Origin of the sequence: Geobacter sp. SVR (genome assembly GCF_016865365.1) — a bacterium.
Classification (GTDB): Bacteria; Desulfobacterota; Desulfuromonadia; order Geobacterales; family Pseudopelobacteraceae; genus Pelotalea.
In genome coordinates this window covers 1,488,393-1,510,007 of record NZ_AP024469.1, presented here as the reverse complement: position 1 = coordinate 1,510,007, position 21,615 = coordinate 1,488,393, and the positions used below count along the sequence as shown (strand labels likewise).

General features: G+C 51.5%; 32 protein-coding genes. All 32 read right to left on the bottom strand.

The genetic code is table 11. From position 1 onward, the window contains the following. Positions 1-13: 13 nt before the first annotated feature. On the bottom strand, positions 14-409 hold the full coding sequence (rpsK, locus tag GSVR_RS06960; protein WP_173197082.1) for a 30S ribosomal protein S11: 396 nt from the start codon (positions 407-409) through the stop codon (positions 14-16). Positions 410-433: 24 nt separating this feature from the next. Beyond that, entirely contained in the window at positions 434-802 is a 369-nt protein-coding gene (gene rpsM / locus GSVR_RS06955; protein WP_173197080.1) for a 30S ribosomal protein S13, read from the bottom strand. A 23-nt stretch (positions 803-825) separates the two neighbouring features. Continuing rightward, positions 826-939: a 50S ribosomal protein L36 gene (rpmJ, locus tag GSVR_RS06950; RefSeq protein ID WP_173197078.1), complete on the bottom strand. Its 114-nt coding sequence runs from the start codon at positions 937-939 to the stop codon at positions 826-828. Between the two features lie 9 nt (positions 940-948). Beyond that, positions 949-1,704, bottom strand: a complete 756-nt coding sequence (gene map, locus GSVR_RS06945) for a type I methionyl aminopeptidase (protein ID WP_173197074.1) — start codon at positions 1,702-1,704, stop codon at positions 949-951. Positions 1,705-1,706: 2 nt separating this feature from the next. After that, a complete protein-coding gene (locus GSVR_RS06940) occupies positions 1,707-2,351 on the bottom strand; it encodes an adenylate kinase (protein ID WP_173197072.1) in 645 nt (214 codons plus the stop codon). After that, on the bottom strand, positions 2,351-3,658 hold the full coding sequence (secY, locus tag GSVR_RS06935) for a preprotein translocase subunit SecY (protein ID WP_173197070.1): 1,308 nt from the start codon (positions 3,656-3,658) through the stop codon (positions 2,351-2,353). Before secY ends, GSVR_RS06940 begins: the two co-directional genes overlap by 1 nt. Continuing rightward, positions 3,658-4,101 (bottom strand): 50S ribosomal protein L15, encoded by a 444-nt coding sequence (gene rplO / locus GSVR_RS06930; protein WP_173197068.1) that lies wholly within the window; start codon positions 4,099-4,101, stop codon positions 3,658-3,660. The genes secY and rplO overlap by 1 nt, the downstream gene beginning before the upstream one ends. A 14-nt stretch (positions 4,102-4,115) precedes the next feature. After that, positions 4,116-4,292, bottom strand: coding sequence for a 50S ribosomal protein L30 (gene rpmD, locus GSVR_RS06925; RefSeq protein WP_173197066.1), 177 nt, complete (start codon positions 4,290-4,292; stop codon positions 4,116-4,118). A 19-nt stretch (positions 4,293-4,311) separates the two neighbouring features. Beyond that, the gene (rpsE, locus tag GSVR_RS06920) at positions 4,312-4,800 is read right to left on the bottom strand and encodes a 30S ribosomal protein S5 (protein WP_173197064.1); all 489 of its coding nucleotides are present in this window, start codon (positions 4,798-4,800) and stop codon (positions 4,312-4,314) included. A 19-nt stretch (positions 4,801-4,819) separates the two neighbouring features. Further along, complete coding sequence (gene rplR, locus GSVR_RS06915; RefSeq protein ID WP_173197062.1) at positions 4,820-5,179, bottom strand: 50S ribosomal protein L18; 360 nt, start codon at positions 5,177-5,179, stop codon at positions 4,820-4,822. Positions 5,180-5,198: 19 nt separating this feature from the next. Beyond that, positions 5,199-5,738, bottom strand: coding sequence for a 50S ribosomal protein L6 (gene rplF / locus GSVR_RS06910; RefSeq protein ID WP_173197061.1), 540 nt, complete (start codon positions 5,736-5,738; stop codon positions 5,199-5,201). A 25-nt stretch (positions 5,739-5,763) separates the two neighbouring features. Beyond that, positions 5,764-6,162 (bottom strand): 30S ribosomal protein S8, encoded by a 399-nt coding sequence (gene rpsH / locus GSVR_RS06905; RefSeq protein ID WP_173197059.1) that lies wholly within the window; start codon positions 6,160-6,162, stop codon positions 5,764-5,766. A 38-nt stretch (positions 6,163-6,200) separates the two neighbouring features. Continuing rightward, on the bottom strand, positions 6,201-6,386 hold the full coding sequence (locus tag GSVR_RS06900; protein ID WP_173197057.1) for a type Z 30S ribosomal protein S14: 186 nt from the start codon (positions 6,384-6,386) through the stop codon (positions 6,201-6,203). A gap of 17 nt (positions 6,387-6,403) precedes the next feature. Continuing rightward, the gene (gene rplE, locus GSVR_RS06895; RefSeq protein ID WP_173197049.1) at positions 6,404-6,943 is read right to left on the bottom strand and encodes a 50S ribosomal protein L5; all 540 of its coding nucleotides are present in this window, start codon (positions 6,941-6,943) and stop codon (positions 6,404-6,406) included. Positions 6,944-6,955: 12 nt separating this feature from the next. Then, entirely contained in the window at positions 6,956-7,282 is a 327-nt protein-coding gene (gene rplX / locus GSVR_RS06890) for a 50S ribosomal protein L24 (RefSeq protein ID WP_173197047.1), read from the bottom strand. A gap of 20 nt (positions 7,283-7,302) precedes the next feature. Further along, the gene (rplN, locus tag GSVR_RS06885) at positions 7,303-7,671 is read right to left on the bottom strand and encodes a 50S ribosomal protein L14 (RefSeq protein WP_173197045.1); all 369 of its coding nucleotides are present in this window, start codon (positions 7,669-7,671) and stop codon (positions 7,303-7,305) included. Between the two features lie 29 nt (positions 7,672-7,700). Further along, complete coding sequence (gene rpsQ, locus GSVR_RS06880; RefSeq protein ID WP_173197043.1) at positions 7,701-7,949, bottom strand: 30S ribosomal protein S17; 249 nt, start codon at positions 7,947-7,949, stop codon at positions 7,701-7,703. 12 nt (positions 7,950-7,961) lie between these two features. After that, complete coding sequence (gene rpmC, locus GSVR_RS06875; protein WP_173197041.1) at positions 7,962-8,150, bottom strand: 50S ribosomal protein L29; 189 nt, start codon at positions 8,148-8,150, stop codon at positions 7,962-7,964. Further along, entirely contained in the window at positions 8,140-8,562 is a 423-nt protein-coding gene (gene rplP / locus GSVR_RS06870; protein WP_173197039.1) for a 50S ribosomal protein L16, read from the bottom strand. The genes rpmC and rplP overlap by 11 nt, the downstream gene beginning before the upstream one ends. A gap of 30 nt (positions 8,563-8,592) precedes the next feature. Beyond that, positions 8,593-9,225 (bottom strand): 30S ribosomal protein S3, encoded by a 633-nt coding sequence (gene rpsC, locus GSVR_RS06865; RefSeq protein ID WP_173197037.1) that lies wholly within the window; start codon positions 9,223-9,225, stop codon positions 8,593-8,595. Positions 9,226-9,248: 23 nt separating this feature from the next. Continuing rightward, on the bottom strand, positions 9,249-9,587 hold the full coding sequence (gene rplV / locus GSVR_RS06860; protein ID WP_173197035.1) for a 50S ribosomal protein L22: 339 nt from the start codon (positions 9,585-9,587) through the stop codon (positions 9,249-9,251). 15 nt (positions 9,588-9,602) lie between these two features. Further along, a complete protein-coding gene (gene rpsS, locus GSVR_RS06855; RefSeq protein ID WP_173197026.1) occupies positions 9,603-9,881 on the bottom strand; it encodes a 30S ribosomal protein S19 in 279 nt (92 codons plus the stop codon). A 19-nt stretch (positions 9,882-9,900) separates the two neighbouring features. Beyond that, the gene (gene rplB, locus GSVR_RS06850) at positions 9,901-10,725 is read right to left on the bottom strand and encodes a 50S ribosomal protein L2 (RefSeq protein WP_173197024.1); all 825 of its coding nucleotides are present in this window, start codon (positions 10,723-10,725) and stop codon (positions 9,901-9,903) included. Positions 10,726-10,746: 21 nt separating this feature from the next. Continuing rightward, positions 10,747-11,031 carry a 50S ribosomal protein L23 gene (rplW, locus tag GSVR_RS06845; protein WP_173197022.1) on the bottom strand — a complete coding sequence of 95 codons (285 nt, stop codon included), beginning with the start codon at positions 11,029-11,031 and terminating at the stop codon, positions 10,747-10,749. After that, the gene (gene rplD / locus GSVR_RS06840) at positions 11,028-11,651 is read right to left on the bottom strand and encodes a 50S ribosomal protein L4 (protein ID WP_173197021.1); all 624 of its coding nucleotides are present in this window, start codon (positions 11,649-11,651) and stop codon (positions 11,028-11,030) included. The genes rplW and rplD overlap by 4 nt, the downstream gene beginning before the upstream one ends. Positions 11,652-11,669: 18 nt before the next feature. Then, positions 11,670-12,305: a 50S ribosomal protein L3 gene (gene rplC, locus GSVR_RS06835; RefSeq protein WP_173197019.1), complete on the bottom strand. Its 636-nt coding sequence runs from the start codon at positions 12,303-12,305 to the stop codon at positions 11,670-11,672. 27 nt (positions 12,306-12,332) lie between these two features. Continuing rightward, positions 12,333-12,641: a 30S ribosomal protein S10 gene (rpsJ, locus tag GSVR_RS06830; protein ID WP_173197017.1), complete on the bottom strand. Its 309-nt coding sequence runs from the start codon at positions 12,639-12,641 to the stop codon at positions 12,333-12,335. Positions 12,642-12,661: 20 nt separating this feature from the next. Further along, a complete protein-coding gene (tuf, locus tag GSVR_RS06825; protein ID WP_173196990.1) occupies positions 12,662-13,852 on the bottom strand; it encodes an elongation factor Tu in 1,191 nt (396 codons plus the stop codon). Positions 13,853-13,884: 32 nt separating this feature from the next. Next, a complete protein-coding gene (gene fusA / locus GSVR_RS06820; protein ID WP_173197015.1) occupies positions 13,885-15,963 on the bottom strand; it encodes an elongation factor G in 2,079 nt (692 codons plus the stop codon). 26 nt (positions 15,964-15,989) lie between these two features. Continuing rightward, the gene (gene rpsG, locus GSVR_RS06815) at positions 15,990-16,460 is read right to left on the bottom strand and encodes a 30S ribosomal protein S7 (RefSeq protein ID WP_173197013.1); all 471 of its coding nucleotides are present in this window, start codon (positions 16,458-16,460) and stop codon (positions 15,990-15,992) included. A gap of 32 nt (positions 16,461-16,492) precedes the next feature. After that, positions 16,493-16,864, bottom strand: coding sequence for a 30S ribosomal protein S12 (gene rpsL, locus GSVR_RS06810; protein WP_173197011.1), 372 nt, complete (start codon positions 16,862-16,864; stop codon positions 16,493-16,495). Between the two features lie 454 nt (positions 16,865-17,318). Further along, positions 17,319-21,542, bottom strand: coding sequence for a DNA-directed RNA polymerase subunit beta' (gene rpoC, locus GSVR_RS06805; protein WP_173197009.1), 4,224 nt, complete (start codon positions 21,540-21,542; stop codon positions 17,319-17,321). Between the last annotated feature and the right edge of the window lie 73 nt (positions 21,543-21,615).

Here is a 21,615-nt window from a genome sequence, read left to right as displayed (position 1 = left end):
GGTAATTCTTAGTTTAGACTCTTCTTCTTTTGGGCGGCCGGCACCCGTTATGCGGGATGGGCGTTACATCCTTGATGAAGCTGATGCTGAATCCGGCAGCCTGAAGCGCCCTCAGGGCAGATTCACGTCCAGATCCCGGGCCTTTGACGTACACTTCGACGTTTCTCATGCCGTGTTCCTGAGCCTTTTTGGCACAGTCCTCGGCAGCGATCTGAGCGGCAAAGGGAGTACTCTTACGAGACCCTTTGAAGCCCTTTGCGCCGGATGTCGACCAGGCGACGACGTTCCCAACCGGGTCGGTAATAGTAATAATGGTGTTGTTGAATGTAGCCTGTATATGGGCAACACCATTAGTGATATTTTTCCGTTCCTTCTTCTTGCGGACAACTTTTTTAGCGGGGCTTGCCATTCTGACTCTCCAAGGCTAATGGGATTATTTCTTCTTGCCGGCAACAGTACGGGCTGGACCTTTACGGGTACGGGCATTCGTCTTGGTGCGCTGTCCCCTGACAGGAAGCCCTTTTCTGTGACGAAGTCCGCGGTAACAGCCAAGATCCATGAGCCGCTTGATATTCATGGAAATTTCACGACGAAGATCACCTTCGACTTTGACATTGCGGTCGATTTCGTCACGGAGACGCGTAACTTCGGCCTCAGTCAGCTTGTCGGTGCGTGTATCGGGATCAATCTTTGCCGCAGCAAGAATGGATTCCGCCGTTGAGTTGCCAATGCCGTAGATATAGGTCAAGGCAATTACTATCCGCTTATTCTTTGGTAGGTCAATACCAGCAATTCGTGCCAATTGAACGTCCTCCTTTAGTTACTTCATCCCTGACGCTGGGAATGCTTCGGAATATCGCAGATAACGCGGACAACACCCTTGCGCTTGATGATTTTACATTTGTCGCAGATCTTCTTAACAGATGCTCTCACTTTCATATAAATCCCCTATACACTTGTTAATCGCGTCAGAATATCCGGTCCGCTTTCAGTAATGGCGACAGTATGTTCAAAATGAGCGGATAAACCACCATCATTCGTAACCACCGTCCAACCATCATCCAATGTCTTCACTTCGTATGAATACTGGTTGATCATCGGCTCGATTGCCAAAACCATCCCGGGCTTGAGCCTGACTCCCTTGCCAGCATGTCCGTAGTTGGGTACCTGGGGATCTTCGTGCAGAGACCTGCCGATCCCATGCCCTACAAAATCACGAACGACTGAATAACCCCGCCTTTCAACATAGACCTGAATGGCATGAGAGATATCAAAAAGCCTACCATCGGGCAACGCCTTGGCGATACCTTCGTAAAGTGATTCCTCAGTTGCTTTCAAAAGCGCCGTAACAGCAGGGTCAACAGCGCCAACCGGCAACGTTACTGCCGCGTCACCATAGAAATCATCATACAAGATACCAAAATCAAGGCTGAGGATATCACCATCTTTAAGCGGCTCCACGGTGGGCAACCCATGCACTACCTGCTCGTTCGGAGAACAGCAGAGAGCGCTCGGATAGTTGCAGTAACCCTTGAATGCAGGCTTCGCCTTACGTTTACGGGCCTCGTCATTCGCAAAAGCTTCCAGCTCGCTTGTTGTAATTCCCGGCTTTACCCGACTCTTGAGAAGCTCAAGTATCTCCGCAACCATCCTGCATGCGACCCGCATCCGCTCAATCTCTCGCGGAGACTTAAGGATGATCACAGCTACCCTTCCAGTATCGCAACGATCTGCCGCTGAATTTCCTCTACCGCACCAGTGCCAGTAATACTCCGCAGAACACCGGACTGCTCGTAGTATTTTTTCAATGGAGCGGTTTGCTGGTCATAAACCGCCAACCGGTGCTTGACCGTATCCTCGCGATCATCGTCGCGCTGAAGCAGGGCACTTCCGCAGACATCGCAAAAACCGTCCGCGCGTGAAGGAGCATTGACCACATGATAACCCTTACCGCAAGCGGAACAGGTACGGCGACCAGAAAGCCGCTGAACGATTTCGTCAGTGTCAACCTCAAGAGAGATAACATGATCAATCGACTTACCCATACCGGAAAGAACATCCACCAGCGCATCGGCCTGAGGTATCGTTCGAGGAAAACCATCGAGAATAAAACCGTTGACGCAATCCGGCTGAGCGAGACGCTCAGACACTATGCCCAGCACGAGCTCGTCGGACACCAGCCCACCTGCGTCCATAATGGTTTTCGCCTTGAGCCCCAGAGGAGTCTGCGCCTTGACCGCAGCACGCAACATATCGCCCGTGGAAATCTGAGGCAGTCCGAACCGCTCGACAATGTACTGCGCCTGAGTACCCTTTCCCGCCCCTGGAGGTCCAAACAGTATCAGGTTCACTACTTTCTCCCCCTGATTCTGACACCCTTCAAAAACCCTTCATAGTTACGGGTAATCAAATGGGACTCTATCTGGGCAACGGTATCCATCCCGACACCAACCGCGATAAGCAACGCAGTGCCGCCGAAATAGAAAGGCAGGTTGAATTTTCCAATGAGAATGGACGGTAAAACACAAACCAAAGAAATATAGATCGCACCCGCAAATGTAAGTCGGGTAAGAACGCTATCCATAAAATCAGAGGTTTCTTTACCGGGCCTGATGCCGGGGATATAGCCGCCATGCTTTTTAATGTTTTCAGCGACATCAACAGGGTTGAAAGTCACAGCCGTATAGAAGTAACAGAAAAACACTATGAAGGCAACAAAAAATATGTTGTAAATCCAGTTACCCGGGGTGAGACTTTTGGCAGCCTTTTGGACCCAGGGTATGTCGATGAAATTGGCGATCGTTGCCGGAAACATAATGATGGATGAAGCAAAGATCGGAGGAATGACTCCAGCCATATTGACCTTAAGCGGCAGGTGGGACGACTGGGCATTGAACGTCTTCAACCCGACCACGCGCTTTGCATAGTGTATGGGCAGACGCCGCTGGCCGCGCTCAACGAATACGACCCCTGCGATGACGGCAAACATCAGGGCAACTACGAAGATGATCACGAACAGTGAGATCTGTCCGGCATTCAGAAGTCTTCCCGTGTTGCCCAAAGCAGTGGGAATACGCGCCACAATGCCCGCAAAGATTATCAGGGAGATACCGTTGCCGATTCCCTTCTCGGACATTTGCTCACCAAGCCACATAATGAAGGCAGTGCCGGCTGTCAAAGTCAAAACCGTCATAAAACGGAATGACCAGCCAGGGGAAGGCACCACCAGTTCCCCTGCAGGACCGCGCATACTCTCGAGGCCGATCGCAATACCGAGGCCCTGCACCAAGCTCAGAACAACAGTGCCGTAGCGGGTGTACTGAATAATTTTTTTACGGCCGGATTCACCCTCCTTGGAGAGCTTCTCGACGGCAGGAACAACGACAGTCAATAATTGAAAGATAATGGACGACGAAATGTAGGGCATGATACCGAGAGCAAAGACGGTCAAACGCTCAAGCGCACCACCGGAGAACATGTCGAACAGCCCAAGTAGGGTGCCTTGGGCCTGCTTGAAAAAAGTGGCCAAGGCGATCCGATCAATACCGGGAGTCGGGATATGGCATCCAATACGGTACACCGCAAGCATACCCAAAGAAAACAGCACACGCTTCTTAAGTTCAGGAATCTTGAAGATGTTCTTAAGTGCGTCGAGCACTAGGCTTTCTCCTCGACCGTTCCGCCGGCGGCAATGATCTTCTCCTTGGCGGATTGGCTGAATTTAGTAGCGGACACTTTAAGGGATTTGGCAAGATCGCCATCTCCGAGAATCTTGACATTCGCGCAGGCACACTTGATCAGGCCACGTTCAGCAAGAGCTGCAGCATCGACAACCGAACCGGCCTCAAATACCTCAAGCTGCTTAAGATTGACCAGAGAGTATTCAACGCGATCGAGAGGTGTGAACCCCCGTTTGGGGAGTCGGCGCTGGAGAGGCATCTGCCCTCCCTCAAATCCAGCCTTGATACTTCCGCCGGAACGGGCCTTCTGCCCTTTGTGGCCCTTGGCGGCGGTTTTACCGTGACCTGAACCGGGACCGCGACCAATACGCTTTCCTTGTTTTGTTGACCCCAGGGCGGGCTTGAGTGTATTCAAATCCATTATATCCACCTTCTTTACTTGATTAGGACCATGTGGCTGATTTTCGCTATCATTCCCCGAACTTCCGGGGTGTCTGCAAGTTCCACTGTCTGGTTAAGCTTGGTAAGTCCAAGACCGGCGACAATAGCGCGATGTTTTTTCGGTTTACCGATGGTGCTCTTGTGGAGCGTTATCTGCAGTTTGGCACTCATAGCAACTTCACCTCAATAATTATTCAGTCAAACCGCGGCGTGCGATCATTTCATCCGGAGATTTGAGTCGTTGAAGGCCAGCAAATGCAGCTTTGACAACGTTGTGCGGATTGTTCGAGCCGAGGCACTTGGACAAAATGTTGTTGATGCCGGCTGCCTCAAAGATAGCACGGGCGGCGCCACCGGCAATAACACCGGTACCAGCTGACGCAGGCTTCATAAGCAGTCGTCCGGCCCCAAATTTGCCCTCGATTTCGAATGGAATCGTCTGGTTTTGATTGACAGGAACCTTGATAAGATTTTTCTTGGCCTGTTCAACGCCTTTGCGGATGGCCTCGGGGACTTCGTTTGCCTTGCCCAGGCCATATCCTACATAGCCGTTCCCATCACCTACAACGATCAGAGCGGAAAAACTGAAGCGTCGGCCGCCTTTTACAACTTTTGCAACGCGGCTGATGTGCACAACGCGATCAGTAAGATTCAAGTCTGCTGGATTTACTCTGCTCAATGAAAACCTCCCCTAATACTTAGAAAAGAAGCCCGGCTTCGCGGGCTGCGTCTGCCAGTGCCTTGATCCTGCCGTGGTACAGAAAACCGTTGCGGTCGAAAACCACAGAAGTAATGCCTTTTTCAATCGACAGTCGCGCAATGTTCTGACCAACATTGACGGCAGCTGAGACATTCCCCGTAGCAGCGTCAGAATCAGACGACAGAGTGGAATATGCTGCCAAAGTCACACCGTTAGTATCGTCGATAATCTGTGCATAGATATGCTTCGCACTTTTAAAAACGTTCAAGCGCGGACGCTCGGTAGTGCCACGGACTTTCTTGCGCACGCGTACCTGTCGCTTGAGCCTGGTAATTGTTTTAAGGGCGGTCTTGGCCACAGCAATCTCCTTATAAAGACTATTTCTTGCCGGTTTTACCGGCTTTTCTCAGGATAGTCTCGTCTGCATATTTAATTCCCTTGCCTTTGTAAGGCTCAGGAGAACGGAAAGATCTTATTTTGGCAGCCGTTTGACCGACAAGTTCCTTATCGTAACCTTTGACCGAAACCTTCGTCATTTTGTCCACTTCAATGACGATGCCTTCAGGAATGGAAAAATTGACAGGGTGAGAATATCCAAGGCTCAATACAAGCTCTTTCCCCTTGACTTCGGCACGGTAACCTACCCCGTTGATTTCGAGATCGGTCTGGAAACCCTTGGTGACGCCGACAACCATGTTATTGATGAGAGTACGCGTCAAACCGTGAGCAGCACGGGTTGCGTTGTTTTCATCATTTCTTGTGACAGTAACCGATGTGTCAGAGATATTCAGGCTGACACAAGGCATAATTTGACGCGAAAGCTTTCCCTTCGGGCCCTGAACGGTCAGAACGGAATCTGTGAAGTCAAGTTTTACGCCCTTAATTACCTCTATCGGAAGCTTACCTATTCTCGACATCGCTTCTTACTCCTTGAATTCTTGATTACCAGACGGTGCAGAGAATCTCGCCGCCAACGCCTGCCTTACGGGCGGCATTGTCGGTAATGATGCCCTTGGAGGTGGAAAGAATCGCCACACCAAGGCCGCTTTTAACAACAGGTATATCTTCGGATTTAACATATACCCGGCCGCCCGGCTTGCTGACCCGCTTGATTTCATTAATTACAGAGTCTTTCTCGTCAATGTACTTGAGGTAGATCCTGAGGACCCCCTGCAGATTATCGGAGATGACCTTGTAATTCTTGATGAAACCTTCCTGCTTGAGGACGGTTGCAATGTTAACTTTCAAGGTTGAAGAAGGAATATCAACTTTCTGATGCTTCACCATGTTGGCATTCCTGATTCGGGTCAACATATCGGCGATTGGATCTGTCATGGACATCGATGTGTGCTCCTGTCAATTTCTTCAATCGTTGTAGATTACCAGCTAGACTTGGTCACGCCGGGGATCTGGCCTGTAGAGGCATATTTACGAAGGCAAATCCTGCACATTTTAAACTTGCGATAAAATGCCTTGGGCCGGCCACAAACAGTACAACGGTTGTGCTGTTGAACCTGAAACTTAGGCTTACGCTGGGATTTGATGATCATTGAAACTTTTGCCACGGAATCCTCCAGAATTCTTAGTTCCTGAACGGCATGCCCAGGTACTTAAGGAGCGCTTTGCCCTCTTCATCGGTTTTGGCGCTGGTAACTATCGTTATATTCATACCCTTGATCTTGTCAACGGTATCATAATTGATTTCGGGAAATATGAGCTGCTCTTTAACACCAAGGGTGTAGTTGCCTTTTCCGTCGAAGGCCTTGCCGGAAACGCCTTTAAAGTCACGTACGCGTGCAAGGGAGACGTTCATGAGGCGGTCGAGGAATTCGTACATTCTGTCACGGCGCAACGTAACCATGCAACCGATCGGCATTCCCTGACGAAGTTTGAATGTAGCGATGGATTTCTTGGCCTTGGTGATCACCGATTTCTGACCAGTGATGGCGTTCAGTTCGGCTGCCGCAGAATCCAGGATCTTTATATTCTGGATAGCCTCGCCCAATCCCATGTTCACGACAACTTTGACGATCTTGGGGACTTCCATGACATTTTTGTAGTTAAAGTCATTCTGAAGCTTCTGGGCTACTTCTTTATGGTAAAGTTCCTTCAAACGAGCCATTGATACTTCCTCCTATTTCTCGAAAACATTCCCGCATTTAGCGCAGGTTCGCTGTTTTTCGCCATTTTCCAGCACAACACGCCGCGCTCTTACGGGTTTGGAGCACTTTGAGCAGTATGGCATAACATTGGAGATGTGGATCGCGGCTTCTTTCTCCTTGATCCCGCCTGGCTCGTTGCCACGGGCTTTCACATGGCGCTTTACAATATTCAGCCCTTCAACGATGACGCTATCTTTTTTGGGCAGAAGCTGAACAATCTTACCGGTCTTGTTCTTCTCCTTACCGGCAATAACCATTACCGTTTCACCCTTACTGACGTGAGATTTAGAGGCTTGCATCAATGTCTCTCCGATTCCTATTAAAGTACTTCAGGTGCGAGGGAAATAATTTTCATAAACTTTTTAGCACGCAGCTCTCTGGCAACGGGGCCGAAGATACGGGTGCCGACCGGCTCGTTGGCGTTGTTGATGACAACCCCGGAATTGTCGTCGAAGCGGATGTAAGAGCCATCCGGACGTCCCAGTTCCTTGGCCGTTCTAACAATGACAACCTTTACAACATCGCCTTTTTTTACCTTGGAATTCGGCAGAGCCTCACGAACCGAGGCAACAATGATGTCGCCGATTCCCGCATACTTGCGCTTGGAACCACCAAGCACCTTAATGCAGAACAGTTTCTTTGCGCCGGAGTTATCGGCGACATCCAATATTGACTGCATCTGTATCATTACACAATACCCCTATCTTAAAAGATGCATTATTCACTGATTTGCTTCAGGTTCCAGCGTTTGTCTTTACTCAAAGGGCGGCACTCGATTATCTGAACGCGATCGCCAACCTTGCAGCTGTTATTTTCATCGTGGACTTTGTAAGTCACGCTGCGCTTAATATATTTATTGTAGACAGGATGTTTGACAAGACGGTCAACCTTGACGACGACAGTCTTGTTCATTTTATCGCTTACTACAACACCAACCTGAGTTCTTCTGTGACCGCGTTCACTCATCTGTTGTGCTCCCTATGCCTTGTTCTCGGTCAGAATTGTATTGATTCTGGCTATATCCTGGCGGATGTTTTTCAACTTGGCGGAATTTTCGAGTCTGCCGGTATGCAACTGGAACTTGAGGTTAAAGAGTTCCTGGGTAAGATCACCCTTTTTTGCAGCCAGTTCTTCGGCAGACAATTTGCGCAGCTCATTAGGCTTCATTGCTTTCACCCCTGGCGATAAACTTGGTAGAGATAGGCAGTTTGTGAGCTGCGAGTCTGAGCGCCTCACGAGCTATCTCTTCGGAAACGCCCTCCATCTCATAGAGAATGGTTCCGGGCTTGACAACGGCAACCCAGGAGTCGGGCGAACCTTTGCCTTTACCCATCCTGGTCTCAGCCGGTTTTGACGTAAGCGGTTTATCAGGAAAAATACGAATCCAGATCTTACCACCCCTCTTTATATAACGAGTCATGGCAATACGGGCAGCTTCAATTTGACGCGAATCCAGCCAACCACACTCAGTGGCTTGAATACCATACTCTCCGAAGGAAAGGGTAATACCGCGGCACGGTTTGCCGGTCATACGCCCTTTCATCTGTTTTCTATGCTTAACCCGCTTCGGCATTAACATTGAAACTTACTCCTGTTCTGCAAAATATGATTATTGACCGGGAAGAATTTCACCTTTGAAAATGAGCACCTTTACGCCAATCAGCCCATAGGTCGTCTTTGCTTCGGCAAAACCGTAATCAATATCGGCACGCAGGGTGTGCAAAGGAACCCGTCCTTCACGGTACCACTCGGTGCGGGACATTTCAGCGCCGCCAAGACGGCCGGAACAGGTGATCCGAATGCCTTTGGCGCCAAATTTCAGGGCCGACGTCACGCTCTTTTTCATGGCACGGCGGAAAGCGATCCTGCGCTCAAGCTGCAGGGCAACGTTTTCGGCAACCAACTGAGCGTCGAGTTCCGGCTTCCTCACTTCATTGATGTTGATGAAGATTTCTTTAGAGGTGAGGCTGGACAATTCTTTTTTGATTGTTTCAACCTCGGAGCCTTTTTTGCCGATTATGAGACCGGGTCTCGCAGTGAATATATTGATCTTGGTCTTATTGGCAGCGCGCTCGATCTCGATTTTGGAAACGCCCGAGCTATACAGACGCTTCTTGAGAAAAGACCGGATCTTGAGATCTTCATGCAAGAGAGTCGCATAATCCGCTTCTGCATACCATTTGGAGTCCCACGTCTTAATGACACCAAGCCTGAAACCTATCGGGTTAATTTTTTGTCCCAAAACTACACCTCCACGGATTAAAGCTATTTCGAAGAATCTGAAAGAGTAACGCTAATATGACTAGTCGGTTTACGGATCTTGCTCGCCCTGCCCATTGCTCTCGGCAAGAAGCGTTTGAGCACGGCCCCGCCATCGACATAAATAGTCTTTACAAAAAGACGGTCTACATCGGCAACACCCTTCTGTTCCGCGTTGGCAACTGCAGACTTCAGCAATTTGCTGATGAGTTTTGCAGAAGGCTGCGGAAGAAAACGAAGAGTGTTAAGTGCCTCCTGAATACCTTTACCTCTGACGAGATCGACAACAAGTCGAGTCTTGCGCGGAGATAGGCGTATTGATGTCAGTTTTGCGCTGGATTCCATTTAAAGCTCCCTTAGCTACTTCTTAACTTTGCTCTTTTTATCAGCAGCATGACCATGGAAAGTCCGGGTAGGAGCAAACTCCCCCAGTTTATGACCAACCATATTCTCAGTGACATATACCGGAATAAACTTGCGGCCATTATGGACAGCCAGACTGAGCCCGATGAAATCGGGTGTAATGGTCGAGCGGCGCGACCAGGTCTTGATTACTTTTTTGGAACTGGGACCTTCGGTTTCAACTTTTTTTATCAGGTGCTGATCCACAAAGGGACCTTTTTTTATTGAACGCGCCATGATTTCAGCCTCTCACTGTTTATTTGCTGCGCTTCTTCACAATGAAGCGGTCGGAAGACTTGTTGGTACGAGTCTTGTAACCCTTGGTGGGGATACCCCACGGAGTAACAGGATGACGACCGCCGGAGGTACGTCCCTCACCGCCGCCATGGGGATGGTCGACCGGGTTCATGGCTACACCGCGAACTTTAGGACGTTTGCCGAGCCAACGGGAACGGCCGGCTTTACCGATGTTGATCTTCTCATGATCAAGGTTGCCTACCTGGCCGATGGTTGCGTAGCAATCCTGCAAAACCATCCGAACTTCCCCTGAAGGCAACTTAACCTGAGAGTAACGCCCCTCTTTAGCCATGAGCTGTGCGAAAGTTCCAGCGCTTCTCGCGAGCTGGGCGCCTTTACCGATCTTCAGTTCCACGTTGTGGATGATCGTGCCGAGCGGAATGGCTTTCAGCGGAAGTGCGTTGCCCGGCTTGATATCGGCTTCGGGACCACTGACAATGGTATCACCGACATTGAGATCAAGAGGTGCCAGGATATAACGCTTCTCGCCATCGACATAGTGCAGGAGAGCAATGCGTGCGCTACGATAGGGATCGTACTCGATGCTGGCCACTTTGGCCGGAATACTCAGCTTGTCGCGGCGAAAATCGATTATACGATATTTCTGTTTATGCCCACCGCCCTGATGACGCGAAGTTACCCGACCATACGAGTTCCTGCCGCCAGTCTTCTTCAGTTTTATGAGAAGAGATTTTTCAGGCGTAGACGTTGTAATCTCTTCAAAAGTCGAGCAGGTCTGATGTCTGCGGCCTGCCGATGTTGGCTTATAACTTTTGATTCCCATTGCGAACCCCGAAAATATTGATTAAACCTCAAAGAAATCTAAGGACTGACCCTCTGCGAGGGTCACGTAGGCTTTTTTCCAGTTTGACTGTTTACCGAAATTACGTCCGAACCGTTTTACTTTGCCAGCGACATTTACCGTCCTGACATCGTCAACCTTGACTTTGAACAAGGTTTCAACTGCCTGCTTGATCTCAATTTTGTTGGCATCCTTATCAACAACAACGGCAACCGTGTTGGTGGAATCGCTGCCAAGTGAGGTCTTTTCGGTTACATGTGGCTTTTTGATCACTGAGTAAATATTCATTTCTGAAGCGCTCCTTCAACGGATTGCACCGCGCCCTGAGTAATGATGATGTTCTTGTATTTGAGCATGTCGTGAATATTAAGAGCATCATATTTCAGTAACTTTACATGCGGAACGTTGCGACATGAAAGCTGAAGATTATTGGAAAAATTATCGGTGATAATCAGAGACCGTTCAATGTCGAAACGCTTCAAGAAACCTGCAAAAGCTTTGGTGGAGATGGAATCAAAGTCAAGTTTATCCATCACGGTGATACGCTCGTTCTTGAACTGGAACGACAGAGCCGAACGCAGAGCGGCATTGCGGGCCTTTTTATTCATGCTCAGGTTGTATTCCTTGGGCTGGGGGCCAAAAGCTACGCCGCCGCCGGGATACTGCGGAGCGCGAATATTACCTTGACGAGCATTGCCGGTGCCTTTTTGCTTGAAAGGCTTCTTGTTACTGCCTGCAACTTCTGACCGGTTTTTCGTCTTCACTGTTCCAGCGCGGCGATTCGCGAGTTGAATGCGAAGAGCAAGATGCATCAAATGCTCTTTGACCTCAGCGTTGAAGATTTCTTCTGACAGCGTAAGCTCTCCTACCTGCTGCCGGTCCATATTGAAAACTGCTATCGAAGGCATACGAATACTCCCGCTTGGTTACTTGATTGCTTTAACGCTGTTTTTGATGAGAACGATATTGTTACGATGCCCCGGAACGGCGCCCTTGATCAGGAGCAGGTTCTGGTCAGCATCCACTCGTACTACTTGCAGTCGCTGAACAGTGACTTTGGCATTACCCATCTGTCCCGGCATTTTTTTGTTTTTGAAAACACGGGAAGGGGTAGCCGAACAACCGATGGAACCGGGCGCACGATGGAAGCGTGAACCGTGAGATGCCCGGCCGCCAGCAAAATTGTAGCGTTTGATAACACCCTGGAAACCTTTACCGATGCTGGTTCCGGTAACATCGACATAATCGCCTGCGGCAAACTGATCGACATTCAGTGCATCGCCCACGTTAAGGTCCGCAGAGTTTTCGAATTTAAACTCGCGCAGATGCCTGAAAACACCCTGGCCGGACTTTGTACAGTGGCCAAGTTGCGGTTTGTTGGCACCGGCAGCGTTAATTGACTGGAAGCCGACCTGGATGGCATTGTATCCGTCGGTGGCAGAGGTCTTCTTCTGGGTGACCACGCAGGGGCCAGCCTGAATTACGGTGACGGGCAAACAGGTTCCGTCTTCGGTGAATATCTGGGTCATACCCAGTTTTTTTCCAATGATGCCTTTTTTCATATCTGTTCCTGTTCGAAAAAAGTGTGCTTATAGTTTGATTTCTACATCGACGCCAGCGGACAGATCCAGCTTCATGAGCGCATCGACCGTCTGCTGCGTCGGATCGAGAATATCAATAAGCCTTTTGTGAGTCCGAATTTCAAACTGATCACGCGATTTCTTATCAACGTGCGGCCCACGCAGTACGCAGTACTTGTTGATTACGGTCGGCAACGGGATCGGCCCCGCAACACGTGCTCCCGTCCGCTTAGCGGTATCAACAATCTCGTTGACGGATACATCCAACAATTTATGGTCGTATGCCTTAAGGCGAATTCTGATCTTCTGGCTCTGCATTGATATCCTCGTAAACGTTATTATTCAACAATCGAGCTGACGACGCCGGCGCCAACGGTACGGCCACCTTCACGGATGGCGAAACGCAGACCTTCGTCCATGGCAATCGGGGTGATCAGTTTGACGGTCATGGCGACGTTGTCGCCGGGCATAACCATTTCGATGCCGGCAGGCAATTCTGCTACACCGGTTACGTCAGTTGTACGGAAGTAGAACTGCGGACGATAGCCGTTGAAGAACGGGGTGTGGCGACCGCCTTCTTCCTTGGTGAGGATGTAGGCTTCGGCCTTGAATTTGGTGTGCGGGGTGATGGAACCCGGCTTGGCAAGTACCTGGCCGCGCTCAATATCTTCACGCTTGACGCCGCGCAGCAGTGCGCCGATGTTGTCGCCGGCACGACCTTCGTCGAGCAGTTTGCGGAACATTTCAACGCCGGTGACGGTGGTCTTCGCGGTGGCTTTCATGCCGACGATTTCAACTTCTTCGCCAACTTTGACGATGCCGCGCTCAACGCGACCGGTGGCCACGGTACCACGACCGGAGATCGAGAAGACGTCTTCTACCGGCATGAGGAACGGTTTGTCGATGGCGCGCTCCGGATCCGGAATGTAGGCGTCGACAGCGTCCATCAGAGCCATGATGGCCGGCTCGGCCAGCTCGCCCTTTTCACCGTTGAGGCCCTGCAGAGCGGAACCTTTGATGATGGGGATATCGTCGCCGGGGAAGTCGTAGCTGGAGAGCAGCTCGCGGATTTCGAGTTCTACCAGCTCCAGCAGTTCGGCGTCATCAACCATGTCGGCCTTGTTGAGGAAGACGACCATGTAGGGTACACCAACCTGACGGGCCAGCAGGATGTGCTCGCGGGTCTGCGGCATGGGGCCGTCAGCGGCGGACACGACCAGGATGGCGCCGTCCATCTGTGCAGCACCGGTGATCATGTTCTTTACGTAGTCGGCGTGGCCGGGGCAGTCGACGTGCGCATAGTGACGCTTGTCGGTTTCGTATTCCACGTGGGCGGTGGCAATGGTGATACCACGCTCGCGCTCTTCAGGGGCGTTGTCGATTTGATCAAAGGCCTTGAACTCGGCCTGACCCTTGCCTGCAAGCACCTTGGTGATAGCTGCAGTCAGAGTGGTCTTGCCGTGGTCTACGTGACCGATCGTGCCAATGTTAACATGAGGTTTAGTACGCTCGAATTTAGCCTTCGCCATGATGACAGGCCCTCCTTGATTCTGGTTATTTCTTAACCTTTTACTTTTGCGACGATTTCTTCAGCTACCGATTTGGGTACCGGCTCGTAGTGGTCAAAGGTCATGGAGTAGGTAGCACGCCCTTGAGTAGCGGACCGCATATCGGTAGAGTAACCAAACATTGATGCGAGGGGCACCATGGCGCTGACGACTTGTGCGCCGGCACGTGAATCCATACCCATGATGCGGCCACGGCGGGAGTTGAGGTCACCGATGATATCTCCCATATATTCTTCAGGCACAACGACTTCCACAGACATGATCGGCTCGAGGATAATGGGCGAAGCCTTCTGACAGCCTTCCTTGAAGCCCATGGAGCCAGCAATCTTGAATGCCATCTCGGAAGAGTCGACTTCGTGGTAGGAACCATCGATCAGAGTTACTTTGAGGTCAACGACAGGGAAACCTGCCATGACACCATTGTCGAGAGCTTCCTGAATACCCTTGTCAACTGCAGGAATGTACTCGCGAGGAACGACACCGCCTTTGATGGCGTCGACGAATTCGTAACCCTTGCCAGGCTCCTGTGGTTCGATTTCGAGCCACACGTGACCGAACTGTCCACGGCCGCCGGACTGGCGAACAAATTTGCCCTCTGCCTTGACCTTCTTCGTGATCGTCTCACGGTAGGCAACCTGAGGCTTGCCGACGTTTGCTTCCACCTTGAATTCCCGCATCAGACGATCGACGATGATCTCGAGGTGTAGTTCACCCATACCGGAGATGATGGTCTGACCGGTTTCCACATCGGTCTTCACGCGGAAAGAAGGGTCCTCGCTGGCAAGCTTCTGCAGGCTGAGTCCCAGTTTCTCCTGGTCTGCCTTGGTCTTGGGTTCAATGGCGATGTCGATAACCGGATCAGGAAATTCAATCGACTCCAGAATGACCTGATGGTCTTCATCGCAAAGAGTATCGCCGGTAGTGGTATACTTCAGACCAACAGCGGCGGCGATATCACCAGCATAGACTTCCTTGATTTCCTCACGCTTGTTTGCGTGCATTTTCAGGATGCGGCCGATGCGCTCTTTCTTGCCCTTGGTGGAGTTATATACATATGAGCCGGCATTGACCACACCCGAGTACACACGGAAGAAGGTCAGCTGGCCAACAAAGGGGTCGGTCATGATCTTGAACCCCAAGGCAGAGAAGGGCTCAGAATCAGAAGCCTTACGCTCAATTTCAGCGCCACTGTCAACATCGACACCCTTGATGGCGGGAATATCGACAGGAGAAGGCATATAATCGACAACGGCATCCAGCAGGTTCTGCACACCTTTGTTTTTGAAGGAGGAACCGCAGATTACCGGACAGATCTTGATGTTAATGGTGCACGAACGAATCGCACCCATGATTTCGTCTTCGGACAACTCTTCGCCGCCAAGATACTTCTCCATCAAAGCATCATCGTGGCTGGCGATCTCTTCAATCATCTTCTCGCGATATTCGTTAGCCTCGTCAACCAAGTCAGCCGGAATATCTATCTCGTTGAATTTGGCGCCGAGCGACTCATCTTCCCAGACGATCCCCTTCATCCGCACGAGATCGATGACACCTTTGAAATACTCCTCTTTGCCGATAGGCAGTTGAATGGGAAGCGGATTCGCCTTCAAACGGTCCTTGATCATCTGTACGCCGCGGAAAAAATCGGCGCCAATGCGGTCCATCTTATTGATGAACGCTATACGGGGAACGCCATATTTGTCAGCCTGACGCCAGACAGTCTCCGACTGCGGCTCAACACCACCGACAGAGCAGAACACAGCCACAGCACCATCGAGCACGCGAAGGGAACGCTCAACCTCGATAGTGAAATCAACGTGACCCGGGGTGTCAATAATATTGATACGGCTGTCACGCCAGTTACAGGTGGTGGCAGCGGAAGTAATGGTAATACCACGCTCCTGCTCCTGCTCCATCCAGTCCATGGTGGCGGTGCCGTCATGAACCTCGCCTATCTTGTGCGAGACACCCGTGTAGTAGAGAATACGCTCAGTCGTCGTCGTTTTTCCGGCGTCAATGTGAGCCATGATTCCGATATTTCTGTATTGTTCAAGCGGTGATAAACGGGGCACAAATTCCTCCAGTACTGATCAGACAATTACCAGCGATAATGGGCGAAGGCGCGGTTGGCTTCGGCCATCTTGTGTACATCCTCGCGCTTCTTGACAGCGGCGCCGCGATTGTTGTAGGCATCAAGAATTTCGCCAGCAATTTTGTCTTTCATCGTCTTTTCGCTGCGGGCGGTAGAATACTTGATCAACCAACGCATCGCCAACGAAACACGGCGATCGGGCCGAACTTCGATTGGCACCTGATAGGTAGAGCCACCAACACGGCGCGACTTCACCTCGAGCATCGGCTTTATATTATCAAGACTCTTCTTAAGAACCTTGACAGCATCTTCATTTGCCTTTTGAGCCACAACATCCAAGGCACCATAAAGAATCGATTCGGCTATACTCTTCTTGCCACCAAGCATCATGATATTGATCAGCTTGGCAACCGTCTTGTCGTGAAACTTCGGATCAGGCAGAATGACCCTTTTGGGAACTTCTCTTCTTCTTGGCATAAATCAATCCCCTCAACTAGATCAGTGCTAAATTATTTCGGCCGCTTAGCGCCGTACTTGGAGCGACTTTTCATGCGCCCCTTGACACCAACCGAGTCCAGCGTGCCGCGTACGATATGATAGCGGACACCAGGAAGGTCCTTGACCCTGCCGCCGCGAATCAGAACAACGGAGTGTTCCTGCAGATTATGACCAACCCCCGGAATATAAGAGGTAACCTCAATCCCGTTAGTCAGCCTCACCCTGGCAACCTTACGCAGAGCGGAGTTCGGCTTTTTAGGGGTAGTAGTATAGACCCTCGTGCAAACGCCGCGCTTTTGCGGACAACACTTCAGAGCAGGGGCTGTCGACTTGTCCCTTTTATTCTCTCTGCCCATACGAATCAGTTGGTTAATCGTTGGCATACTTCCCGACCTCTCCAGCTTTAAATTATTTTTACCACCCCAAGCAGGGTGAACGATGAAAATAACAGAGAAATTTTCAGAATGTCAATCATTTTTTTAACTTACACACAAATATTACCAAAAAAACCCATCAAACAGGCAACCGGGCACACAAAAAGCTTACTCAATTGGTGGCTCGAGATTGAGGCCGGCCTAGCGCGAAGGCGCATAAACGAGGTGGGGAATGGAATAAGTGTAGGGCCGGAATCGCACCGGCATCTCCATTCATGTCGCAGGACACATTTCATCCTGGGCTCTCAATCTCAAATGAGACACATTAGATACTAGACTACGCGACGATTGTCAACAAAAAAAATTACAGTCTCGTTTTTTTATTGCTGTGTTCCGGAAAAGGATATCAAAAAAAGCCGGGGACGCAACCATTGGCTGTGCCCCCGGCTCTAAGAAACGACGATCAAGCGGCTTCCTGAATGTCTTGAGGCTCTTTTTCCAGAGAGCTTTCAAGCTGCTCCTGATCAGCAGTTTCAGCAACCATCCTGAGACTGCGATAACGCGACAAACCGGTGCCGGCAGGTATCAACCGGCCCATGATGACGTTTTCCTTCAACCCTCTCAGGTAGTCTACCTTGCCTTCAATGGCAGCCTGAGTCAGCACTTTGGTGGTTTCCTGGAAGGAAGCGGCTGAAATGAACGACTCGGTTGAAAGAGAAGCTTTGGTGATGCCGAGCAAAAGAGGTTCAGCAATGGCCGGACGCTTTCCTTCGTTCAGCACTTTCTGGTTCTCAGTCTCAAACACCCAACGCTCCACCTGATCATCCACCAGCAAGCTCGTATCGCCTACGTCTTTAATGCGTACGCGACGCAGCATCTGGCGGACAATGACCTCGATGTGCTTGTCATTGATCTTGACGCCCTGGAGGCGGTATACCTCCTGAACTTCGTCCACGAGATACTTGGCCAGTTCCTTGACCCCCAATACCCGCAGTATGTCATGGGGGTTGGAGGAACCATCCATGAGAGGCTCTCCTGCACGTACATGATCGCCTTCATGGACGCTGATATGCTTTCCTTTGGGGATCAGGTACTCTTTCGGCTCGCCCAGCTCGGGGGTTACGATCACTTTGCGTTTGCCCTTGGCATCCTTGCCGAAGGAGACCCGGCCATCGATTTCGGAAATGACCGCGAAGTCTTTGGGTTTGCGCGCCTCGAACAGCTCGGCAACACGCGGCAGACCACCGGTGATGTCCTTTGTCTTGGTAGTTTCGCGAGGAATCTTTGCGATGATATCGCCTGCACTGATGACGGTATCGTCCTGAACGGTAATATTGGCACCTACCGGCAGGAAATAACGCCCGATTGTGCCTGTTGCGCTGTCTCCCGAATCGCCGCCAAGTGCCTTCATGGCGATACGAGGACGTTTGTCGCTATCCTTGGATTCGATGATAACCTTGCGTGAGAGGCCGGTTACCTCGTCCAACTGCTCCTCCATGGTCACACCCTCGATGATGTCGCCGAATTTGACCTTTCCGGCAAACTCGGTGAGGATCGGCATGGTGTAGGGGTCCCACTCGGCCAGGATCGAACCTTGGGTGACTTTGCCGCCGGGAGCGATCTTGATTTTGGCACCGTACACGACCATGTATTTTTCACGCTCACGGCCGGTTTCATCGGCAATGGAAATTTCTCCATTGCGGTTCATGACGATGTGGTGTCCCTCAGCATTCACAACGGTGTTCAGGTTGATGAATTTGAGGATACCGTCCGTACGCGCTTCGAGCGAAGTCTGCTCAGCGTGCCGGGAAGCGGTACCACCGATATGGAAGGTACGCATCGTCAGCTGCGTACCCGGCTCGCCGATGGACTGCGCTGCGATGACACCGACAGCTTCACCCATGTTGACGCTGTGTCCGCGTGCCAGGTCGCGGCCGTAGCACTTGGAACAGATGCCCCGGCGGCTCTGGCAGGTGAGCACCGAACGGATCTTGACCTTTTCAAGACCGGCATCCTCGATTCTCTTGACCAGGCTTTCATCGATATCCTCGTTGGCAGCCACCAGCACATCGCCGGTGATCGGATCAAGAATATCGTCGAGCGCGACACGTCCCAGAATCCTGTCCCCGATATGCTCGATGATCTCGCCACCTTCGGTAAGGGAGGAGACGACCAGCCCGTCCAGGGTACCGCAATCCTCTTCGGTAATGATTGCATCCTGGGCGACATCGACCAGACGGCGCGTCAGGTAACCGGAGTTGGCAGTCTTGAGAGCCGTATCGGCCAGACCCTTACGGGCACCGTGGGTGGAGATGAAGTACTGGAGTACCGTCAGTCCTTCGCGGAAGTTGGCGGTAATCGGTGTCTCAATGATTTCGCCGGACGGTTTGGCCATCAGCCCCCTCATCCCTGCCAGCTGACGGATCTGCTGTGCGGAACCACGGGCACCGGAGTCGGCCATCATATGGATGGCATTAAAGGAAGACTCCTGCAGATCCCCTACCCCATCCACGAAGAAGCTTTCCTTGGAGAGGTTGTCGAGCATTTCCTTGGCAATATCTTCCGTTGCTTTGGCCCAGATGTCGATTACCTTGTTGTAACGCTCGCCGTCGGTAATAAGACCTTCGGTGTACTGGTTCTGAATTTCCTTGACCTCGTCCTCGGCCTTGGTAATGATGGCCGTTTTTCCTTCCGGAATGACCATGTCGTCGAGACAGATCGAAATACCGGCCAGATTGGCGTAACGGAAACCGATATCCTTGAGCTTGTCGGCGAGAATGACCGTTTCCTTGTTATCGGCCATGCGGTAGCAGGTATCGACCAGATTCGACAACTCCTTCTTGTTCATGACCCTGTTAACCGCACTGAAGGGTACGGAATCGGGAAGAATTTCGCGCAGCAGGACCCTTCCGACGGTAGTATCCACCAACTGCGGCTTTTCGTCGGAAGTCAGGTTCTTCATGCGAACCTTGACAGTGGCCTGCATGTCGACTTCACCGGCATCAAAAGCAATCCGGACTTCATCCGGACCGGCAAAGACCTTACCGGTGCCCTTGACCTTACGGTACATCGGCATGCCGCTCTCGTTGATAAAGGGCTTACCGGTCTTCTCGTCGATCACCGGCTCGTACAGCCTGTCCCGAGTCATGTAGTAAGCGCCCAGAACCATATCCTGGGACGGAACGATGATCGGTTTGCCGTGTGCCGGAGAGAGAATGTTATTGGTGGACATCATGAGAACACGGGCCTCGACCTGGCTCTCGATGGAAAGGGGCAGATGCACGGCCATCTGGTCGCCGTCGAAGTCGGCATTGAAGGCGGTACAGACCAGCGGATGCAGCTGAATCGCCTTGCCCTCGATCAGAACCGGTTCGAAAGCCTGGATACCGAGGCGGTGCAGCGTAGGAGCACGGTTGAGCATAACCGGATGTTCCTTGATCACCTCTTCCAGGACGTCCCACACCTCGGGCCGTTCCTTTTCAACCATCTTTTTGGCACTCTTGATGGTGGTTACCAAGCCCCGTTCTTCCAACTTGTTGTAAATGAACGGCTTGAACAGCTCCAGGGCCATCTTCTTAGGAAGACCGCACTGGTGCAGTTTCAATTCGGGTCCAACGACGATAACCGAACGGCCGGAGTAGTCGACGCGCTTGCCCAGCAGGTTCTGACGGAAGCGGCCCGACTTCCCTTTCAGCATGTCGGACAGGGATTTGAGCGGGCGCTTGTTGGGGCCGGCAATTGCCCGGCCACGGCGACCGTTGTCGAAAAGGGCGTCAACCGCCTCCTGCAGCATGCGTTTCTCGTTGCGGATGATGACTTCGGGGGCCTGCAGTTCGACCAGGCGTTTCAAGCGGTTGTTACGGTTGATGACCCGGCGGTAAAGATCGTTCAGATCGGAGGTGGCGAAACGGCCGCCATCCAGCGGCACCAGCGGGCGCAACTCGGGAGGCAGCACCGGGATGCACTCCAAGATCATCCATTCCGGCCGATTACCGGAGGTTTTGAAAGCCTCAACCACCTTGAGACGTTTGGCGTTCTTCTTACGCTTTGCCTCGCTGGTGGACTCCATCATATCGGTCCGGAGCTGAATCGCCAGTTCATCCAGGTTGAGCGATTTGAGACAGTTCCTGATAGCTTCCGCGCCCATGCCCCCCTCGAACGCGTCGGAACCGTATTCCTGCTGGGCCTTCAGGAACTTCTCCTCGGACATGACCTCACAGAACTGCATCGGAGTGTTTTTTGGATCGCTGATGACAAAGGCCTCGAAATACAAAACCTTTTCCAGATCCTTCAGCGTGATGTCCAAAAGGTTGCCGATGCGTGAGGGCAGAGACTTGAGGAACCAGATATGTGCGACCGGCGTGGCCAGATCGATGTGCCCCAGTCGTTCGCGGCGCACTTTGGAGGGAATTACCTCGACGCCGCATTTCTCGCAGACGATGCCGCGGTGTTTCATGCGTTTGTATTTGCCGCAGTTACATTCGTAGTCCTTGGTCGGACCGAAGATCTTGGCACAGAAAAGGCCGTCCCGTTCCGGTTTGAAGGTACGATAATTGATGGTTTCCGGTTTCTTCACCTCACCGTGAGAACGTTCACGGATCTTTTCCGGGGAAGACACCGATATTCTGATTGCTGAAAAATGGAGCGGATCCTTGGGTTTATCAAAAAAGCTGAAGTAATCTTCCACGATGCTCTCCTCCGTTATCTGAAGCTCCGCGTCAGTGCCGAAAACGGCCGTCGGCGCAGGTGTGCAGTATGCT

Bases quoted from the DNA above. Each gene is read 5' to 3' on its own strand.
- rpsK (WP_173197082.1), bottom strand. From the start codon at position 409: ATGGCAAGCCCCGCTAAAAAAGTTGTCCGCAAGAAGAAGGAACGGAAA.
- rpmJ (WP_173197078.1), bottom strand. From the start codon at position 939: ATGAAAGTGAGAGCATCTGTTAAGAAGATCTGCGACAAATGTAAAATC.
- rplO (WP_173197068.1), bottom strand. From the start codon at position 4,101: ATGGATTTGAATACACTCAAGCCCGCCCTGGGGTCAACAAAACAAGGA.
- rpmD (WP_173197066.1), bottom strand. From the start codon at position 4,292: ATGAGTGCCAAACTGCAGATAACGCTCCACAAGAGCACCATCGGTAAA.
- rplF (WP_173197061.1), bottom strand. From the start codon at position 5,738: ATGTCGAGAATAGGTAAGCTTCCGATAGAGGTAATTAAGGGCGTAAAA.
- rpsH (WP_173197059.1), bottom strand. From the start codon at position 6,162: ATGTCCATGACAGATCCAATCGCCGATATGTTGACCCGAATCAGGAAT.
- rplE (WP_173197049.1), bottom strand. From the start codon at position 6,943: ATGGCTCGTTTGAAGGAACTTTACCATAAAGAAGTAGCCCAGAAGCTT.
- rplX (WP_173197047.1), bottom strand. From the start codon at position 7,282: ATGCAAGCCTCTAAATCTCACGTCAGTAAGGGTGAAACGGTAATGGTT.
- rplN (WP_173197045.1), bottom strand. From the start codon at position 7,671: ATGATACAGATGCAGTCAATATTGGATGTCGCCGATAACTCCGGCGCA.
- rpsQ (WP_173197043.1), bottom strand. From the start codon at position 7,949: ATGAGTGAACGCGGTCACAGAAGAACTCAGGTTGGTGTTGTAGTAAGC.
- rpmC (WP_173197041.1), bottom strand. From the start codon at position 8,150: ATGAAGCCTAATGAGCTGCGCAAATTGTCTGCCGAAGAACTGGCTGCA.
- rplP (WP_173197039.1), bottom strand. From the start codon at position 8,562: ATGTTAATGCCGAAGCGGGTTAAGCATAGAAAACAGATGAAAGGGCGT.
- rplV (WP_173197035.1), bottom strand. From the start codon at position 9,587: ATGGAATCCAGCGCAAAACTGACATCAATACGCCTATCTCCGCGCAAG.
- rpsS (WP_173197026.1), bottom strand. From the start codon at position 9,881: ATGGCGCGTTCAATAAAAAAAGGTCCCTTTGTGGATCAGCACCTGATA.
- rplB (WP_173197024.1), bottom strand. From the start codon at position 10,725: ATGGGAATCAAAAGTTATAAGCCAACATCGGCAGGCCGCAGACATCAG.
- rplW (WP_173197022.1), bottom strand. From the start codon at position 11,031: ATGAATATTTACTCAGTGATCAAAAAGCCACATGTAACCGAAAAGACC.
- rplD (WP_173197021.1), bottom strand. From the start codon at position 11,651: ATGCCTTCGATAGCAGTTTTCAATATGGACCGGCAGCAGGTAGGAGAG.
- rplC (WP_173197019.1), bottom strand. From the start codon at position 12,305: ATGAAAAAAGGCATCATTGGAAAAAAACTGGGTATGACCCAGATATTC.
- rpsJ (WP_173197017.1), bottom strand. From the start codon at position 12,641: ATGCAGAGCCAGAAGATCAGAATTCGCCTTAAGGCATACGACCATAAA.
- tuf (WP_173196990.1), bottom strand. From the start codon at position 13,852: ATGGCGAAGGCTAAATTCGAGCGTACTAAACCTCATGTTAACATTGGC.
- rpsG (WP_173197013.1), bottom strand. From the start codon at position 16,460: ATGCCAAGAAGAAGAGAAGTTCCCAAAAGGGTCATTCTGCCTGATCCG.
- rpsL (WP_173197011.1), bottom strand. From the start codon at position 16,864: ATGCCAACGATTAACCAACTGATTCGTATGGGCAGAGAGAATAAAAGG.